General features: G+C 65.7%; 13 protein-coding genes. 9 read left to right on the top strand and 4 right to left on the bottom strand.

The window, feature by feature from the left end:
* Window positions 1–136: 136 nt before the first annotated feature.
* On the top strand, window positions 137–832 hold the full coding sequence (locus AB0I18_RS23320; RefSeq protein ID WP_363107478.1) for a CPBP family intramembrane glutamic endopeptidase: 696 nt from the start codon (window positions 137–139) through the stop codon (window positions 830–832).
* Window positions 833–963: 131 nt separating this feature from the next.
* On the opposite strand, the gene AB0I18_RS23315 is transcribed toward AB0I18_RS23320, so the two are convergent.
* Together AB0I18_RS23315 and AB0I18_RS23310 are read right to left on the bottom strand one after the other, a co-directional pair.
* The gene (locus AB0I18_RS23315) at window positions 964–1,173 is read right to left on the bottom strand and encodes a DUF397 domain-containing protein (RefSeq protein ID WP_363107477.1); all 210 of its coding nucleotides are present in this window, start codon (window positions 1,171–1,173) and stop codon (window positions 964–966) included.
* Window positions 1,173–2,018: a helix-turn-helix transcriptional regulator gene (locus AB0I18_RS23310; protein WP_363107476.1), complete on the bottom strand. Its 846-nt coding sequence runs from the start codon at window positions 2,016–2,018 to the stop codon at window positions 1,173–1,175. The genes AB0I18_RS23315 and AB0I18_RS23310 overlap by 1 nt, the downstream gene beginning before the upstream one ends.
* A 203-nt stretch (window positions 2,019–2,221) precedes the next feature.
* On the opposite strand from AB0I18_RS23310, the gene AB0I18_RS23305 reads away from it, so the two are divergent.
* Complete coding sequence (locus AB0I18_RS23305) at window positions 2,222–2,887, top strand: ATP-binding protein (RefSeq protein WP_363107475.1); 666 nt, start codon at window positions 2,222–2,224, stop codon at window positions 2,885–2,887.
* Window positions 2,888–2,890: 3 nt separating this feature from the next.
* On the opposite strand, the gene AB0I18_RS23300 is transcribed toward AB0I18_RS23305, so the two are convergent.
* Entirely contained in the window at window positions 2,891–6,088 is a 3,198-nt protein-coding gene (locus AB0I18_RS23300; protein WP_363107474.1) for a DUF3427 domain-containing protein, read from the bottom strand.
* A 125-nt stretch (window positions 6,089–6,213) separates the two neighbouring features.
* Here AB0I18_RS23300 and AB0I18_RS23295 point away from each other — a divergent pair, with 125 nt between their 5' ends.
* Complete coding sequence (locus AB0I18_RS23295) at window positions 6,214–7,212, top strand: YDG/SRA domain-containing protein (protein ID WP_363107473.1); 999 nt, start codon at window positions 6,214–6,216, stop codon at window positions 7,210–7,212.
* A gap of 26 nt (window positions 7,213–7,238) precedes the next feature.
* Here AB0I18_RS23295 and AB0I18_RS23290 read toward each other — a convergent pair whose 3' ends face one another.
* Complete coding sequence (locus tag AB0I18_RS23290; RefSeq protein ID WP_363107472.1) at window positions 7,239–8,255, bottom strand: SEC-C domain-containing protein; 1,017 nt, start codon at window positions 8,253–8,255, stop codon at window positions 7,239–7,241.
* 202 nt (window positions 8,256–8,457) lie between these two features.
* Between AB0I18_RS23290 and AB0I18_RS23285 the strand changes: the two genes are divergently transcribed.
* The 6 genes from AB0I18_RS23285 to AB0I18_RS23260 form a co-directional block, all read left to right on the top strand.
* The gene (locus AB0I18_RS23285) at window positions 8,458–9,279 is read left to right on the top strand and encodes a class E sortase (protein WP_363107471.1); all 822 of its coding nucleotides are present in this window, start codon (window positions 8,458–8,460) and stop codon (window positions 9,277–9,279) included.
* A gap of 122 nt (window positions 9,280–9,401) precedes the next feature.
* Entirely contained in the window at window positions 9,402–9,710 is a 309-nt protein-coding gene (locus AB0I18_RS23280; RefSeq protein WP_363107470.1) for a DUF6412 domain-containing protein, read from the top strand.
* A 165-nt stretch (window positions 9,711–9,875) separates the two neighbouring features.
* Complete coding sequence (locus AB0I18_RS23275; RefSeq protein ID WP_363107549.1) at window positions 9,876–10,643, top strand: YidC/Oxa1 family membrane protein insertase; 768 nt, start codon at window positions 9,876–9,878, stop codon at window positions 10,641–10,643.
* 153 nt (window positions 10,644–10,796) lie between these two features.
* Window positions 10,797–11,666 (top strand): fumarylacetoacetate hydrolase family protein, encoded by an 870-nt coding sequence (locus AB0I18_RS23270; RefSeq protein ID WP_363107469.1) that lies wholly within the window; start codon window positions 10,797–10,799, stop codon window positions 11,664–11,666.
* A 193-nt stretch (window positions 11,667–11,859) separates the two neighbouring features.
* Complete coding sequence (locus AB0I18_RS23265) at window positions 11,860–12,786, top strand: VOC family protein (protein WP_363107468.1); 927 nt, start codon at window positions 11,860–11,862, stop codon at window positions 12,784–12,786.
* 556 nt (window positions 12,787–13,342) lie between these two features.
* Window positions 13,343–13,862, top strand: a 520-nt coding sequence (locus tag AB0I18_RS23260) for an SDR family NAD(P)-dependent oxidoreductase (RefSeq protein ID WP_363107467.1), incomplete at its 3' end; no start/stop codon positions are given.

The following is a 13,862-nucleotide window of genomic DNA, read 5'->3' as shown; positions in this document are numbered from 1 at the left end:
ACCCGGGCCGGTTTTGGAGGTGGGCGCGAAGGACGCCCGCTTGCGGCCCTTTGACGCGCCCGCACTCGGCCCGTGACGGGAGATTCCGAGAGATCCGGGCAGCCCCCGAGAGATTCCGGGGCACCCTGGAACCAAGATGCGGATTCTCGCCCTCGTCGCCGTCCTGGTCGCCGCGAACCTGCTCAACAACTGGCTCGCGCCAGGCGCCTACGTGCTCACCTGCGTGACCGCGACAGCCGCCCTGATCCTGATCGCCCGCTGGGACGGCCTCACCCCGGCCGATCTCGGCCTGGACGCGGCAGCCCTCCGCCGGGGCCTGCGATGGGCTCCCGCCCTGGCCGCCGCCGTCCTCGTCGTCTTCGTCATCGCCCTGGCCGTTCCACTCACCAGAGACGCGTTCCGGGACGCCAGAGCGGCCGGCCTGTCCACGGAACAATTGCTGTGGCAGGTGCTGGTACGCGTCCCCTTCGGCACCGTACTGCTGGAAGAGACGGCCTTCCGCGGCGTCCTGTGGTCGATGCTCAGCCGCCGACACGGAACCACATGGGCCACCACCATGTCGTCCCTACTCTTCGGACTCTGGCACCTACTACCCTCCCGCGGCCTCAACCGCTCCAACGCCGCCACCGAGGCAGCCTTCGGAACCGACTCGACAGCCGTGCCGCTGACCGTCACGGCCACCATCGCGGCCACCGCCGTCGCCGGTGCGGTCCTGTGCGAGCTGCGCCGCCGCTCCGGCAGCTTGCTGGCGCCTGCGGCACTGCACTGGTCGGTCAACGGGTTCGGGTACGTGCTTGCCTGGGCGGGGGCCAGGTGGTGGCTCGAAGGCTGAACCATCAGAGCAATAGGAAGGGCCGCGCGTCCGGGATGCCTACAACGCGGGCGACCGACCTGGGCCAGAACCAGTCACCCTGCACATCCATGACGTCAGGCAATTACGCTGCCGCAGGACGCCTGGTCCGTTCACGGCTCGCGCCCCTCCAACTTCCCTCCCTCCAAAGCCCATATGAAGGCTTGCCAGGCGTGGACAGGAACAGCGACAACCGGTCCGTTGGTGTGTTTGGAGTCGCGTACGAGGGTGCTGCCAACGGTGTGGGCACACTCAACGCACTCGGTGCCGCTCCCGCCGCTGTACGACGACTTGTACCAGTGGGCCTCAGACCGAGTGGCCATCAAGACTCCTCGCTTATGCGGTGGATCAGCGCCACAGAGGACTTGAGGTCAAGTGCCTGCGCGCGAAGGTATTGGAACGCCAATCTATAACGCTCCAATTCTTCGGGCTTTTCCATGAAGAGCCCACCGCCGAGGATGTCCACGTACACCACATCCAGTTCGGGAGTCTGGCCACCCAGGACCACGAAGCTGCCAACTGCCGCCGCGTGAGCCCCTGTTGAGAACGGGAGGATCTGCACAGTCACGTGGGGGAGTTCCGCCACGGTCAAGAGGTGCCGCAGTTGCTCTCGCATGACCTGGTGCCCGCCGACCGTTCGCCGGACCGCCGCCTCGTCGATCACGCACCAGATGTGGGGCGGTTCTTGCCGCTGCAGGAGCTCCTGTCGCTTCATGCGGATGTCGACCATGTGCTGCACTTCCCTCTCGGGACACCGCATTTCCGAGGCTCGGTGAATGGCTTCTGCGTAGCCGCGAGTCTGGAGCAACCCCGGGATGTACATGCAGGCGTAATGGTCCTCCCGCACCACCTCGTCCTCAAGCGTGAGCATGAGGTTCATCGACTCAGGGATGGGGTCAGCGAGCGACCGCCACCAGCCCTGAATCTTGGCACCCTTCGCCAGCTCGACCAGAGCGAGACGCTCTTCGTCGGAGGCGCCGTACTCGCGACAAAGGGCGTCCACGGCAGGCCACTTGACTGAGCCTTCCTTGGTCTCGTAGCGACTCAGCGTCGCTTTTGAGATGCCGACGCGTGCGCCCGCCTCTTCAAGGGTCAAGCCCTTGAGCTCGCGGAGACGGCGCAGGTCGGCGCCCAACTGACGCCTGCGAGTGGTGGGTCCGACTGCCATGTCCAAGGCCCTTCATGTCGATCTGTCAGATCGCCGGTGTTGATCAACTGCAACGGCAAGGTTGTGCGCGCCGGGGGCGCGCGGATCGTAGCCGTGCTCCCATCAACACGAGATGAGAGTTCCATTTTGAGAGTTCCAATGCAACTCTCGGTGTGTAGTCGGTTGCGTATCGCAACGCGACGTTACGCCTGAGGAGTTGAACGATGGACTGCACCGCCGGTTTGCCGAGGAAGCCGTGGGACCTCCCCTTCGTGGCCGAACCCGAGGAAGTCGCAGGCCTGCGCCGCATCATGAGGTTGCACCTGGAGCTGTGGGGTTTGCCCGAGGTCATCGACGCAGCCCAACTCTGCGTCAGCGAGCTCGTGTCCAACGTCATCACGCATGTCGGTCTCGGTACCCCGACCACGCTCACCGTCGCGATGAACGGCACCCACCTGCGTATCGAGATCCATGACCCCGACTCAAGAGCTCTTCCGACGCTTCTCAGCCCGGACCTTGATGCCGAGACAGGTCGCGGCATGGCACTTATCGGCGCAGTCGCTGATCGCTGGGGTGTCCAACTCCTGGCTGATCGAAAGGTGACATGGTGCGAGCTCTCCACCAGCCTGACCGCGCCCAACGGGCACAGCGTAAGTCCTCGTGTAGCCAGAGTAGAGAAAGTGCTCGATCTCTATCGCGTAGCGACGCCGCTACACACGGCGGCAGACCCAAGCCGGTTGAATTCGGCTAAGGCAGAAGCAGTGGCGATCGACGTCATCGCCGACCTCCTGCACTGGCTTCGGGCGTATGGCCGTAATGCGGATGGAGTGCTCGACCGAGCGCAGACGCACTTCGAGGCTGAAGCCGGCCTCGCGGGAGAATCGTTGTGAGAGTTACCCCGCCACGATCGCCGAGTAAGTCCAGACGTCCGCTGGGATCTCGTGCTTCAGCTTCCACGTGATCGCCATCGGCTTGCTGCCTGTGTGGCCGTTGTACTCGGCGGGGCCGAGCAGCATCCACGGGTGAGCCCCTCCGATATCAGTGCCCTTGTAACGGCGTACGAAGAGCAGGACGTGACTGCCCTCAGAGGCGTGATGCTGGTAGCGGAGGCCGGTCGGGGAGGTTTCCGAAGTCTGGTGCTGGGACTCCCAATGGAAGGTGGTCTCGCTCTGCGCGTAGTCGTGATAGCGGGTCTGTGGAGAGAAGTCTTTCTCGTCCTTCTCTAGAGTGATGAGGAGAGCGTCGGTCTTGTGCGACTCGCACCACTTCACACCTTCGCGGAAATCTCCTGGCATGAAGCCGCCGATGTAGGACTGGCCAAGGGCGGGGAGGATCTCTTCACGGCTGTACGAGGCGTGCACTGTGAGTGGGATGCCGCTCTGCCCGCCAATCCCTAGCAGCGGGATCGGGACATGTTCGGTGTGAGCGAGGTTGTACGTCAGCACCTGGCGCAGCTCGCTGCGGACGGCGTGCTGCTTGCGCAGAGTCGCAAATCCGCCGTCGTAACGTGCGAAGCCCTTGCGGGTGATGCCGCCGAGCGGCCACAGCTGGAAGAAGAGCATGCGGGCGTAGGCCTGCCCCTGCTCGTCGAGTTCGCTGTAGAGGGGAGCATCGTCTTCCAGCATCCGCGTGTACGCCGCTACTCGCAGTGGGTCGTCCACGTGGAGGAAGGCTGAGATTCGTTTGAGTAGCGAGGCCTCACCTTCCGGCACCTCACCCTTCAACAGCCCAGACCGGCGCAGCAGCCCAGTCCATGAGTTGCCGTTGCCTCGGTAGAGCTCTTTGAGTTCGCGCCCGCTCTCATAGAGATAGCGGCTCATCTTCGGCTCGGCATAGTCGGCGACCTCGCGCGCCAGAGCGGTGACGTTGACGCCGATCTGCTCCTTGATGTTCGCGATGATGGTCTTCTTGGCCTTCTCCTCAAGGATGATCTGACAGCCGGACGGCAGCTGTGGGAAGCCATGCTCGATGTTATCCAGGAGACGCTTGCGGGTGAGGTTCGTGAGCGCTCGGAACTGATTCTCGAAGCGGAACTCTTTGCGATGCTGCCCGATGAAATCCAGGACGGTCAGCACTGCTTTGTCCTCGGTGCGACGCAGGCCCCGGCCGAGCTGTTGGAGGAACACGGTCGCGCTTGATGTAGGGCGCAGTAGGAGCAGTGTGTCTACGTCGGGGACGTCGAGGCCTTCGTTGAAGAGGTCGACGGAGAAGATCACTTGCAGTGCCCCGGATTTGAGGTCGGCCAATGCCTGCTTGCGCTGCTCGGCTGGACTCTCACCAGACAAGGCAACTGCGTTGAGACCGGCGGTTTGGAAGTGTTTCGCCATGACGTGCGCGTGCTTGACCGACACACAGAATCCCAGCGCCCGCATGACACCGGGTTCCACGATCTTTTCTTCGACGGCCTTCACGACCAGTCGTGCCCGCGCGTCGTTCCCCGACAGCACATTACTCAGATCGCGTGCATCGTAGGCTCCACGCTCCCACTTCACCGCGCTCAGGTCGGTGTTGTCGCTGATGCCGAGGTAGTGGAAGGGGCTGAGTAGGTCGTTCTCCAAGGCCTCCCATAGTCGCATTTCAGCAGCGATCCGGCCATCGAAGAACTCGTCTTGGATGTTCTTGCCATCCATGCGCTCGGGTGTCGCGGTGAGCCCGAGCAACTCCAACGGCTGGAAGTGATGGAGGATCTTCCGATATGTCGGCGAGGTCCCATGATGGAACTCGTCGATCACGATCACATCGAAGTGATCAGGAGCAAGCCTGTCCAGGGCTCGCGCGTTCAGTGATTGCACGCTGGCGAAGACATGCGTCCAGCGCTCCGGGATTTCCCCGCTGTGGAGAGATTCGCCGAAATTCGGATCCACCAGGACGTCTTGGTAGGTCCGCAGGGACTGCTGCAAGATCTCCTTGCGGTGGGCGACGAAGAGCAGCCGCAGGTCACGTCCGTGCTTCTTACGCAACTGCTTGTAATCGAGTGCCGCCATCACCGTCTTGCCGGTGCCAGTTGCCGCTACCAGGAGATTCCGGTGACGGTCATGCACCTCCCGCTCAACTTCCAGCCGCTCCAGCATGTCGCGTTGATGTGCGTAGGGCCGTACTTCAAGACCGGACAGGGTGATTCCTCGGTCTGCCGTTGGCTTTGAAGAGGTGCCTCCGGCGATGGCCAATGCCTCCTGCAGGCGGGTTCCGTCGGCATCGGGGTCGTACGTCTCGAAGGAGGGGTCACTCCAATATGCCTCGAAGGTCGCCTCAAACTTTCGGAGCACATCGGGCGTAGAGATGGAGGACAGGCGAACGTTCCACTCCAGACCATCGAGTAGCGCGGCCTTGGATAGGTTGGAGCTGCCGACGTACGCGGTGTCGTAACGGCTCTCGCGACGGAACAGCCACGCCTTGGCGTGAAGCCGCGTCGATCGTGTCTCGTAGTTGACCTTGACCTCGGCGTTGAACTCCCGCACCAAGCGATCCAGTGCGCGCCGCTCGGTTGCTCCGATGTATGTCGTGGTGATGACCCGTATGCGTACCTTCCGCTCATGGGCTGCTTTGAGGGCCTGCTCGATGATGCGGAGACCGTGCCACTTCACGAAGGCGCAGAGGAGATCGACGCGGTCAGCGGTGGCGAGTTCAGCCCGTAGTTCGAAGCCGAGACTCGGATCCTCGGGCGAGTTGGTGATCAAAGCAGTGTCCGAGAGCGGGATAGCGGGGCGGACGGCGAAGACTCCTGGCGCTTCCTGCCGTGTCAGCGCCAGGAGTTGACGAGGCCCATCGGCCACTAGGTCCACCCACTCCTGTGCGCCTTCGAGGGTGCTGATGGACTCCAGGATGTGATTCGCCGCGTACACCCGCTCCCCAACCGGGAGGTTGTGCAGTACGCGTCGGACAGCATCGGCGACGTGCCTTGCCAGGACGTGGGGAACCGATTCGGCTCCCACTGTGTCGGTAACCGGCCGCCATCCCAGGGTGGCGAGCTCCTTCAACTTCTGCTCACACCGCAGCGTGATGAGCTCCTCGTACACACCCGCGACAGGCTGCGACAGGTCCCCCGGCTCAGACACCCTGATCCCCCTTGATCGCTCAGACAGCTGAGCCATGTGTAACAGAGACCACTGACACCAGGCGGGGCGGGGCGGGCTGTTCTGGAACCCTATGCGCGATAACTGGTCAACTTTCGATAAGAGTTTGACATCAATGATCGATTTCGCTCCAGTATGGAAGCGTGGAAATCGAACGAGTCATCGGTCATATCGAGGGTGTTGCCCCCGGGGATGTCTTCCATCGAAGGCTGGACGTGCTGCGGGCTAAGTTGCACCGAACCAATCAGAAGGGCATCTCTTGGCTAGCCGACGAGGACGGCAGTGAAGTTGGAGACGCCATCGTGCTGCACGGTGGGTACGAAGACGACGAGGATCACTGGGCGTGGGTGCGGTACACGGGTGCCTCACCGGACAAAGACAAAGATGAGGCGACAGGCAAGCTTTTACGCAGCCAGTCATGGTCATACCAGGATAATGCGGCACTAAAGCGCAGCTATGAGCGCAAATATCCTATTCGTGTTATTCGTGGCTTTGAGGGGGATTCGCGCTACTCGCTGCCCGATGACTATCGGTATGACGGCCTGTACGAGATCACGGCGATCCGTACGGCGATTTCGAGGTCGCCTGCACCGGACGGCGCGAAGATAGAAATCTGTCAGTTCGACTTGGAGCGTCTCCCCGGCCCTCTCCAGGAACCCATCTCCGCCGAAGGCCACATCGTCGAAATGATCGAAGAGCTCGACGAGTTCGATGAGCAGCAAGAGGGTGAGAAGTTCCCCGAGGCGCGCCCCACGCTAGTGCAGCGACTCGTACGCGATACCGCGGCAGTCAGGCGCATCAAGCAGCTCTACGAGGGGGAGTGTCAACTGTGTGGCCTCCGCATGGAGCGACCGGATGGTAGGCCCTACAGCGAGGGTGCTCACATAAAGCCCTTAGGTAATCCCCATAATGGGCCTGACGTTGAGCCGAACATCCTCTGTCTTTGTCCCAATTGCCATGTGCGGCTCGATATTGGCGCTGTCGTCGTGGCCGATGACTGGTCGATCATCGTGCGTGCTGGGATGTTCGGCGCAAGCGTATTGCCGAAGCTCAAGACGAAGGGCTGGCACAAAGTGCATCCGGACTACATTCGCGATCACCGTGAGTGGTGGGAAAGAGAGGTCAGCCCCAGCAAGGAGTAGCGAAGCTGGGGCTCATCGGGTCTGGGCTACTCCGCCGTCCCGTGACACTCCCCATAACCCCGCCCCGACCCACACCAACAAACCGCCCCCCGCTGCGGCGGCCAAGCCACAGCCTTGCCCCGGGCCGCCAGCGTCGTCGCGTACTGCGGTAGCAGCGAGGCGTCGCCCGGTGAAGCCGCCTCCGAAGCCGCGAAGGCTTCGTACGACGGGACCGTGCCCGTCACGATGCCGAGGTTCGGGGTGCCGGATGCGGCCAGCTCTCGCAGGGAGGCCTCTATGGTCGCGAGGTGCTCCTCGTGGGACGGGTACTCCGCCGCCAAGGACGGGTACGCGGCCAGGAGTTCTGCCAGTTCGTCGGTCGGCCAGTGGAGGACGGCGACCGGGAACGGGCGGGACAGGGCCTGTCGGTACGTGCCCAGCTCCGCTCGCAGGCGGGAGATCTCCGCCTCCAGCTCCGCCGGGTTGTTGGAGCCCAGCGACCAGACGCGCTTGGGGTCGTGGAGCTCGTCCAGGGATACGGGCGAGGAGTGGAGCGTGTCCGCCAGCGTGTCCCAGCTGTCGTGGGTCAGGCCCAGCATGCGGCGTACGCGGTGCCGGCCGAAGAGGACGGGGTGGGTCGCGTACGGGGGTTCCGGGACGTCCGTCAGGAGGAGGACCGCCGCCTCCGTGAACGTCTCCTGCGCTGCCCCGAGTTCGTCGTGGGCCTCCAGGGCCTCCGCCACGATCACCCAGGGCGCCGGGTCGCGGGGTGCAGCCGCGCGGACTCCCTCGATGATCGCCTTCGCCTCCGCCTCATGGCCGTACTCCCAGAGGTTCGCCGCCTTCAGGGCCCGTACCAGGAACGGGTTCTCCAAGGTGGTCGAGCCGGTGAGCAGGCGGTCGTAGAGGGACGAGGCTCGGGGGCGGTCGTCGGCCAGTTCGAGGTGGGCCGCGGCCTGCAGGAGCAGGTGTTCGGCGTCCTCGGGGTAGAGGCCGGCGGTCCGCTCCAGGCGTGCCGCTTCGGCGTTGTGGTCGACGTACTCGGCAGGCGTGTCGGGGCGCATGGTGGACACCGTACTGCCGACGGCCGACAGAGGAGAGGTATGTGCAGGCCAGGGGGAGAAGCACGGGGAAACAGGGGGAGGGGAGTGAGCCGGGCGTACGGAGTGTGCGGGCCACGCGGAGCGTGCGTGGCGTTCATGGGGATGGTGAGTTGGCGCCGCAACGCCTATCGTGCCGCCTCGGCTTCGGGAGGGAGGCGTACGTATGCGGGTTCCCGTCGTCCATCAGCGGGCCCGGCGACGGCGTGCCCGCCGCGCCCGGCTCCTCTGGAACGCGGCCGAAATCCTCGTCACCCTCGGCGTCGTCCTCCTCCTGCTCGTAGCCCATCAGCTGTGGTGGACCAACCGGCAGGCCCGTGAGGGGGCCGAGCGGCAGGTCCAGGCCCTTGAGCAGGAGTGGGGGGAGGGAGAGGAGGAGGGGGGAGAGCGGGGCAGTGGGGGTGGGGCCCCGAGCGGCCGCTCCGAAGACACATCCACCGCCGATGACAGCGACCCGGCCCACACCCGCCCCGGCTCCGGCGACGACTCCCGCCGAACCCCGGGCTCCGCCGCCACCCCCGCCCGGCAACCCCGCTGGGACCAGGCCTACGCCATCCTCACCATCCCCCGCCTCGACCTCCGCGTCCCCGTCGCGGAAGGCATCAGCAAGCCGAACGTCCTCAACAAGGGGTACGCCGGCCACTACCCGGACACCGCCCAGCCCGGCAGGCCCGGCAACTTCGCGCTCGCCGGGCACCGGAACACCCACGGTGAGCCCTTCCGGTACATCAACCGGCTCCGGGAGGGGGACCGGATCGAAGTGGAGACGCGGTCGGCCGTGTACACGTACGTCGTCGACAGATCGCTGTCGCAGACCCTGCCCGGGGACGGGGGAGTCATCCGGCCGGTCCCTCGCAGTACCGTCCACCGGCAGTACGGCTACACGGACCCCGGTTACTACCTCACCCTCACCACCTGCACTCCGGAGTACACCTCCAGGTACCGCCTGGTGGTCTGGGGGCAGCTGCGCTCGATGCGGCCCCGCTGAGCCGGCCGGGACGTGATCTGTGTACGGCCCGTACGGTCGTATGTTCGGGACGGGTCGATCCTGTATAACGGCAAGAAGGCTTGGAGCATGAAATGACACGGAGGATGGAGGGAGGACAGCCGATGACGCGGACCTGGGCGCACCTGAAGCCCGCCGCCGTGCTGTTCGTCCTCCTCCTTGAGGTGGCGCTCCTCGACTCCGGCAGCCTCGTCGGGGCCGTCGCGTTCGCCGCGACCGCCGCCGCCGGGTCCGCGCTCGCCGCCTGCTCCCTCATCGCCTCACGGCTCGCGCCCGCCGTGCCCCGTACCCGGGTCCGTACGGCCATCCGCGACCGTGAGAAGCGCACGGCGTTCCTGCCGCAGCGCGATCCCGACGCCCGGGGGCGCAGGCGTCCCCGAGCACCCGGCCGTCCCCTCCTGACGGCCGCGTAGGGACTCGCAGGGATTCAGGGAACCACCGCTTTTCGCAGGCGCAGGACCCCTCTCAGAACCCTCAGAACTCTCAGAACCCCTCGCGGGTCGTCATGCCGCATTCCACATCCCGGCACGACGAGACCCACGGAGGGCTCATCCATGTCCGCTGTCCTGTCCGATTTCATGTCCCTTTTCGCCGGCCTGGTCGAAGGGCTGGCCGAACTGCTCCAGCCGCTGTTCCAGGCCTCCGCGGCGGCCGCCGCGATCGTCCTGTTCACCGCGTTCGTACGACTTCTCGTGCACCCCTTGTCGCGGGCCTCGGCGCGCGGGCAGCGGGCGCGCGCCAAGCTGCAGCCGCAGATCGCCGAGCTGCGGAAGAAGCACAAGAAGAACCCGGAGAAACTGCAGAAGGCCGTACTGGAACTGCACACCAAGGAGAAGGTGTCGCCGCTCTCCGGCTGTCTGCCCAGCTTCTTCCAGCTGCCTGCCTTCTTCCTCCTCTACCACCTGTTCTCCAACTCGACGATCGGCGGCGAGGCGAACTCCCTGCTCTCCCACAAGCTGTTCGCGGCGCCGCTGGGCGACCGGTGGGCGGACGCGCTCGGTGCCGGTGGGATGTTCGGGGCAGAGGGGCTGGTGTATGTCGCGCTGTTCGTGATCGTCACCGTCGTCGCGACCTTCAACTACCGGCGTACGAAGCGGCAGATGGCGGTCGCCGCCGCGTCGGCCGTGCCCGCGGCGGACACTGATGGTCCGCAGGTGCCCGGCATGGGTGCCATCACCAAGTTCATGCCGCTGATGTCGTTCATGACGCTGTTCACCGTGGCGGTGGTGCCGCTCGCGGCCGCGCTGTACGTGGTGACCAGTACGACGTGGAGCGCGGTCGAGCGGGCCGTCCTGTACCGGGACATGCCGGGGGCGTCGCCGCTCGCGGCTGCCACCGGGGGATGAGCGGCTGGTGAGCGGCTCTGTGACTACCGTCAGGTAATGGTCCAGGTTGTGAACCGGGTATTGCGGAGTGGACGTGGAGCTTGGAGGATCGACCAGTCCTCCGATGGCTGCACCCATCGGTCGGGCTGCCCGCGATCAGAGGAGATTGTGCTCATGAAGCTGCTGCGAGTCGGTACGGCCGGGGCTGAGCGGCCCGCGCTGCTCGATGCCGAGGGAGTCCTGCGGGATCTGTCGGGCATCGTGCCCGACATCGACGGGGCGCTGCTCGCCGACGACGCGGCGCTCGGCCGGATCCGCGCCGCGGCCGAGGCCGGGGACGGTGCCGGGGGGCTGCCCGTGCTGGACGCGGCCGGGCTGCGGGTCGGTCCGCCGCTCGCCCGGATCGGCAAGATCGTCTGCATCGGCCTCAACTACCACGACCACGCCACCGAGACCGGGGCCGAGCCGCCCGCCGAGCCGGTGATCTTCTTCAAGGCGGCTGACACCGTCGTCGGGCCGCACGACACCGTGCTGGTGCCGCGCGGCTCGGTGAAGACCGACTGGGAGGTCGAGCTGGCGGTTGTCATCGGACGTACTGCGCGCTATCTCGGTTCGCACGAGGAGGCGCTCGCGCATGTCGCCGGGTACGCGGTGGCACATGACGTGTCCGAGCGGGAGTTCCAGATCGAGCGGGGCGGGACCTGGGACAAGGGGAAGAACTGCGAGACGTTCAATCCGCTCGGGCCGTGGCTGGTGACGGCGGACGAGGTTCCCGATCCGCAGGCGCTCGGGCTGAAGCTGTGGGTCAACGGGGAGTTGAAGCAGGACGGCAGTACGTCCGACCAGATCTTCCCGGTCGCTGAAGTGGTGCGGTATGTGAGCCAGTTCATGACGTTGTACCCGGGGGATGTCATCAACACGGGTACGCCGGCGGGGGTTGCTCTCGGGCAGCCTGAGCCGAAGCCGTTCCTGAGGGCGGGGGATGTTGTGGAGTTGGAGATTGAGGGGTTGGGGCGGCAGCGGCAGGCCTTCAAGTCTGCGTAGGCGTTCCACTGGGTTGGGCTGGGCCACTGGCTGTGGGTTGGTGGGTGCGGGTTCGTTGTGGCTTGTCGCGCAGTTCCTCGCGCCCCTTGTGGGGTGGTCCGCGTTGCCCTGCTTTGAGAGGGGGCTGTGCGGTCGGGGCCTTAGCCGTCTCACTGTTCTTGAGGCGGTTTAGGCGATCGGTGGGAGAGCCCCGATGCCCCAACGTGACGGGTACATACCGGGCGTCCCTTGCTGGGTGGATGTGAGCGAGCCCGACCTCGATGCGGCGCGCGAGTTCTATGGCGGCCTGTTCGGGTGGGAGTTCGAGGACGTGATGCCGCCGAGCGTGGCGGGCAACTACTTCATCGCGCGGGGCGAGACGGTCGGCTCGTCGATTTTCGACACGTCGGGTGAACCGCGCAGCGGCGATGTCGCGGCCATCCGGTCGATCCCCCAGGGAGCGCCACCGACCGCGATGTGGAGCACCTACTTCTGGGTCGACGGTGCCGACGAGACCGTGTCCAGGGTTCGCGAGGCCGGCGGGGGCGTCGTGGCGGAGCCCTTCGACTTCCTCGATGCCTGCCGGACGGCCGTCCTGACCGACCCCGAGGGGGCGGCGTTCTCCGTCTGGGAGGCACGGGAACACAAGGGTGCGCGGCTGGTCAACGACCCGGGCGCGGTGGTCTTCAACAGCCTCAACACCCGTGATGCCGAAGGGGCGAGATCGTTCTACGGATCGGTCTTCGGGTGGCGGACGGCCGACATCGGCGGCAGGGCCGAGGGGTGGACCCTGCCCGGGTACGGCGACTGGCTTGCGCGCGAGCACCACCCGGGACTGCGCCGACGGCTGGCGAGGGCCGGAGCCCCAGAGGGGTTCGAGGACGTTGTCGGGGGAGTCATTCCGATCGCGGACAACCAGCCCGACACGCCGCCGCAGTGGAGCGTGAGCTTCGCCACCGCCGACGCCGACGCCACGGCCGAGAAGGCCACTGAGCTCGGCGGAAGGGTGATCGTCCCGCCGTTCGACGCGCCCTGGTCCACGGATACGTACGCGATCCGCATCACCGTCATCGGCGACCAGCAGGGCGCGACGTTCACCGCCAGCAACTTCATGCCGAAGAGCAAGAACTTCGGCAGCTAAGCGCTCCGCGGGAAGTGCGGTATTGATCCTGCGGGCCGTCCGTGGCTGGTCGCTCCCCCACTCTCGGCTTCGCTTGTCCCGTCCCGTTTCACCTTCCCTCCCGGACACCCCGCTGACCAGGGGATAGGTAATTCACAGTGAGCGTCGCCGGCAGCATCGGTCCCAAGCTTTGTTGTCGCTGGCCGGCGTCGCGGGGTGAGCAGCCCGTTCTTCGTTGTCGGCGGCGGGCGAATACGGCGGTTGTGCCGGCCAGCGGGGTGGGTGGTCGACGTCGAGAGCGGTCAGCTCTACGCCGGGACGGACATCACGGTGTATTCGGCGTTCATCGGCGCTGCGGGACACCGACACGCTTGGGGATGACGCTCTCGCGTATGTCCTGCCTGCTCGTCCGGTCCGTGCCGCCATGCCGGTGGGCGCCGGTCGGCTCCACCTGAAACCGACCGGTGGCGCGGCCTGGGATCAGTTCCGTGCTTGAGCTTGTGCATTGGAAACCGATCGGTTTACAGTGAGGGCACGAGAAACCGATCGGTTTCCAAAAGGACTTCGGGAGTGCATGATGACAACAAATCGGCCAGTGGCCCTGGTGACGGGCGCGTCCTCCGGCATCGGCAGGGAAACCGCGCTCGCGCTGGTCGCAGCGGGTTTCGAGGTGGCCGGCACGGGCCGTGACACCTCGCGGGTCGCGCCGTTGGGCGGGGTGACGTTCTTCGACCTCGACGTGGTCAGCGACAAGTCGGCCGCCGCCGTGGTCAGAGAGGTGATCGAGCGGTTCGGGCGGATCGACGTCCTGGTCAACAACGCCGGTGTCGGCTCGATCGGCGCGGCCGAGGAGACCTCCCTCGCGCAGGCCCAGGGCGTCTTCGACATCAACGTCTTCGGTGTCATGCGCATGGTGAAGGAGGTGCTGCCGCACATGCGCTCCCGGGGACGCGGGCGCATCATCAACCTCTCGTCCGTGCAGGGGTTCATCCCCGCTCCCTACATGGCCGTCTACGGCGCGTCCAAGCACGCGATCGAGGGCTACTCCCAGTCCCTGGACCACGAGGTCCGCCAGTACGGCGTCCGCTCGCTCCTCG

The sequence above is a fragment of the Streptomyces sp. NPDC050704 genome, from assembly GCF_040654355.1.
Lineage (GTDB): Bacteria > Actinomycetota > Actinomycetes > Streptomycetales > Streptomycetaceae > Streptomyces.
Note: the sequence above shows the minus strand (reverse complement) of the source record. Positions and strands in the feature narration are given on the sequence as shown.

Excerpts from the sequence above, each read along its gene's own strand:
- AB0I18_RS23320 (WP_363107478.1), top strand. The coding sequence starts at position 137 with ATGCGGATTCTCGCCCTCGTCGCCGTCCTGGTCGCCGCGAACCTGCTC.
- AB0I18_RS23315 (WP_363107477.1), bottom strand. The coding sequence starts at position 1,173 with ATGGCCACTCGGTCTGAGGCCCACTGGTACAAGTCGTCGTACAGCGGC.
- AB0I18_RS23310 (WP_363107476.1), bottom strand. The coding sequence starts at position 2,018 with ATGGCAGTCGGACCCACCACTCGCAGGCGTCAGTTGGGCGCCGACCTG.
- AB0I18_RS23305 (WP_363107475.1), top strand. The coding sequence starts at position 2,222 with ATGGACTGCACCGCCGGTTTGCCGAGGAAGCCGTGGGACCTCCCCTTC.
- AB0I18_RS23300 (WP_363107474.1), bottom strand. The coding sequence starts at position 6,088 with ATGGCTCAGCTGTCTGAGCGATCAAGGGGGATCAGGGTGTCTGAGCCG.
- AB0I18_RS23290 (WP_363107472.1), bottom strand. The coding sequence starts at position 8,255 with ATGCGCCCCGACACGCCTGCCGAGTACGTCGACCACAACGCCGAAGCG.
- AB0I18_RS23285 (WP_363107471.1), top strand. The coding sequence starts at position 8,458 with ATGCGGGTTCCCGTCGTCCATCAGCGGGCCCGGCGACGGCGTGCCCGC.
- AB0I18_RS23280 (WP_363107470.1), top strand. The coding sequence starts at position 9,402 with ATGACGCGGACCTGGGCGCACCTGAAGCCCGCCGCCGTGCTGTTCGTC.
- AB0I18_RS23275 (WP_363107549.1), top strand. The coding sequence starts at position 9,876 with ATGTCCCTTTTCGCCGGCCTGGTCGAAGGGCTGGCCGAACTGCTCCAG.
- AB0I18_RS23270 (WP_363107469.1), top strand. The coding sequence starts at position 10,797 with ATGAAGCTGCTGCGAGTCGGTACGGCCGGGGCTGAGCGGCCCGCGCTG.
- AB0I18_RS23265 (WP_363107468.1), top strand. The coding sequence starts at position 11,860 with ATGCCCCAACGTGACGGGTACATACCGGGCGTCCCTTGCTGGGTGGAT.